This window comes from Aestuariispira insulae (assembly GCF_003385955.1).
In the GTDB taxonomy this organism is placed as follows: domain Bacteria; phylum Pseudomonadota; class Alphaproteobacteria; order UBA8366; family Aestuariispiraceae; genus Aestuariispira; species Aestuariispira insulae.
The window spans coordinates 430,249-433,750 of record NZ_QRDW01000003.1; the positions used below are offsets into that span (position 1 = coordinate 430,249).

1 protein-coding gene is annotated in these 3,502 nt (G+C 59.8%); it reads right to left on the reverse strand.

Annotation, left to right across the window (positions count from 1 at the left end; translation table 11 throughout):
* Window positions 1-3,502 (reverse strand): Ig-like domain-containing protein (locus tag DFP90_RS22850; protein ID WP_181905301.1); only part of this gene is annotated, 3,502 nt, incomplete at both ends.

Consider the following 3,502-nt stretch of genomic DNA (forward strand, 5'->3'; position numbering starts at 1 on the left):
GGCTATCGCGTTTTACCCAGCTTTCAAACACCCAGGTCTGGTTGCTGCCCGAAGATGAGAGAGCCCGGGATAGATATTCCCCGCCATCCAGGGAAAGTACTGTTTCTTCCGTAGCGCCCGCAGCTGGATCACCGGCTTCCAACAAGTCATCACCCGCCCCGCCATCGATCACCCTGACATATTCATCCCCAACCAGCACATCATTGCCGTCGGTGCCGGTTTCGGAAGGGGAGGAATAATCCGCGCCTTTATAAAGCTTCTGGAAAACCTCCCAGGAGCCGGTCGTGGCTGAGGACCAGGTTGCCACATAGCTGCCGTCGTTCAACACCGTCAGATCGGAGAAACGCTGGTCCACCGTGGTTTCATCATTGATCAGGAACTCTCCGCCGACCTTGCTGCCATCCGCCGCAAAACGCTGGCCAAAGACCCCGGCACCACTGCCGTCATGGCCGCCCATGTCCGTCCAGCTGACCACATAGCCGCCATCCTTCAGCCCGGCAATGGCGGTTTCCCACTGGTTGCCGGAATAGGAACCGTTTACCTGCATCTCCGAACCGCGTTTGCTGCCATCCGCGTTGAAGGCCTGCGAGAATACCCCGGTTACCGAACCATCCTGATGATCGGATTTCCAGGTCATAGCAAAACCACCGTCGGACAGTTCGGTTACTTTCGGCTGATACTGATTGGAGGTCACATAGCTGTTCACCTGGAAGGCGGTTCCAATCCTCTCCCCCGCCGCATCATAGCGTTGGGCGAAGATGCCATAGGCATCGCCATCCTCACCCGTGGAAGTCCAGGCAACGATATGCCCGCCGTCAAGCAGGCGGCTCACCGACGGATCCAGTTGTGCATTGCTGGTATAGCCGCTGTTGACCAGTTCCTCACCCGTCAGGGCCATTCCCTGGTCATCATAGCGCCGCTGATAAATCTCACCGCCCGAGACCCAGGTCACAACATAGTCGCCACCCGCCAGGCCGGAAACCTGCGGCATCTCCTGAACGCCAGACAGAGTCTGGTTCACCGTCAGAACACCGCCGTCAAGGCTGCCCGCATCAGTGCCGTCTGTGAATGACACCTGTTGGGCAAAAATACCATAATCACTGTCTTCCGCACGCGCCGCCTTCCAGGTCACGACAAACCCGCCGCCCTCCAGGCCGGACACATCCAGATCCTCGTCACTGACATCGATCAGGCCGTTGCTGCTGATCTGCAGCTCCCCGGCAATCTTGACACCGTCAGCCCCATAGCGCTGGCTGTAGATACCGCTGTCGGACCGCCATACAATCACATAGCCCCCATCGGACAGCGCCGAGACAACACTGTCGCTTTGAGAGCCTGCGGTCTGGGTGTTCACCTGGCTCTCACTGCCTTCCAGATAGCTGCCCGGAATATAATCCTGGCGCGAAACCTCCATCACCGCATCCGCCGAATAGCCATGGCTGTCGGTCACCCGGTAGGTGAAGCTGTCGGTGCCGGTGAAGCCCGCCGGGTCATAGGTGTATGTGCCGTCCGCATTGACGGTAACCGTGCCGTTGGCGGGACCGGTGACCAGCTCGAAGGTCAGGCTGTCGCCCGCGTCCGCGTTTGTGCCATGCAGGATATGGCTGACGGTCTGCGCTTGCGGCAGGACAATCCGTCCCCCCAATGCCTGCGGGCCGGTATTGGCCGGATCGAGGGCAAAGTCACCATCGGCAAAGCGCAGGGTCTCCACATTGCTGATGGTGTCGGTGCCGTCGTCACCGCCTGCCACCGCATCAAGATCGCGCACAGTGAGGGTGCCGTCGCCGTTATCCTCGATCACGTAATCGGCGCGAACGCCGTTGAAGACCGCTATATCTTCACCATCGCCACCGTCGATGATGTCATCGCCCGCGTTGCCTTCCAGGAGATCATCACCGCCCGCTCCTGTTATCTGGTCGGCGCCGATATTCCCGATCAGCACATCATTGCCGTCGGTGCCGGTTTCGGAAGGGGAGGAATAATCCGCGCCTTTATAAAGCTTCTGGAAAACCTCCCAGGAGCCGGTCGTGGCTGAGGACCAGGTTGCCACATAGCTGCCGTCGTTCAACACCGTCAGATCGGAGAAACGCTGGTCCACCGTGGTTTCATCATTGATCAGGAACTCTCCGCCGACCTTGCTGCCATCCGCCGCAAAACGCTGGCCAAAGACCCCGGCACCACTGCCGTCATGGCCGCCCATGTCCGTCCAGCTGACCACATAGCCGCCATCCTTCAGCCCGGCAATGGCGGTTTCCCACTGGTTGCCGGAATAGGAACCGTTTACCTGCATCTCCGAACCGCGTTTGCTGCCATCCGCGTTGAAGGCCTGCGAGAATACCCCGGTTACCGAACCATCCTGATGATCGGATTTCCAGGTCATAGCAAAACCACCGTCGGACAGTTCGGTTACTTTCGGCTGATACTGATTGGAGGTCACATAGCTGTTCACCTGGAAGGCGGTTCCAATCCTCTCCCCCGCCGCATCATAGCGTTGGGCGAAGATGCCATAGGCATCGCCATCCTCACCCGTGGAAGTCCAGGCAACGATATGCCCGCCGTCAAGCAGGCGGCTCACCGACGGATCCAGTTGTGCATTGCTGGTATAGCCGCTGTTGACCAGTTCCTCACCCGTCAGGGCCATTCCCTGGTCATCATAGCGCCGCTGATAAATCTCACCGCCCGAGACCCAGGTCACAACATAGTCGCCACCCGCCAGGCCGGAAACCTGCGGCATCTCCTGAACGCCAGACAGAGTCTGGTTCACCGTCAGAACACCGCCGTCAAGGCTGCCCGCATCAGTGCCGTCTGTGAATGACACCTGTTGGGCAAAAATACCATAATCACTGTCTTCCGCACGCGCCGCCTTCCAGGTCACGACAAACCCGCCGCCCTCCAGGCCGGACACATCCAGATCCTCGTCACTGACATCGATCAGGCCGTTGCTGCTGATCTGCAGCTCCCCGGCAATCTTGACACCGTCAGCCCCATAGCGCTGGCTGTAGATACCGCTGTCGGACCGCCATACAATCACATAGCCCCCATCGGACAGCGCCGAGACAACACTGTCGCTTTGAGAGCCTGCGGTCTGGGTGTTCACCTGGCTCTCACTGCCTTCCAGATAGCTGCCCGGAATATAATCCTGGCGCGAAACCTCCATCACCGCATCCGCCGAATAGCCATGGCTGTCGGTCACCCGGTAGGTGAAGCTGTCGGTGCCGGTGAAGCCCGCCGGGTCATAGGTGTATGTGCCGTCCGCATTGACGGTAACCGTGCCGTTGGCGGGACCGGTGACCAGCTCGAAGGTCAGGCTGTCGCCCGCGTCCGCGTTTGTGCCATGCAGGATATGGCTGACGGTCTGCGCTTGCGGCAGGACAATCCGTCCCCCCAATGCCTGCGGGCCGGTATTGGCCGGATCGAGGGCAAAGTCACCATCGGCAAAGCGCAGGGTCTCCACATTGCTGATGGTGTCGGTGCCGTCGTCACCGCCTGCCACCGCATCAAG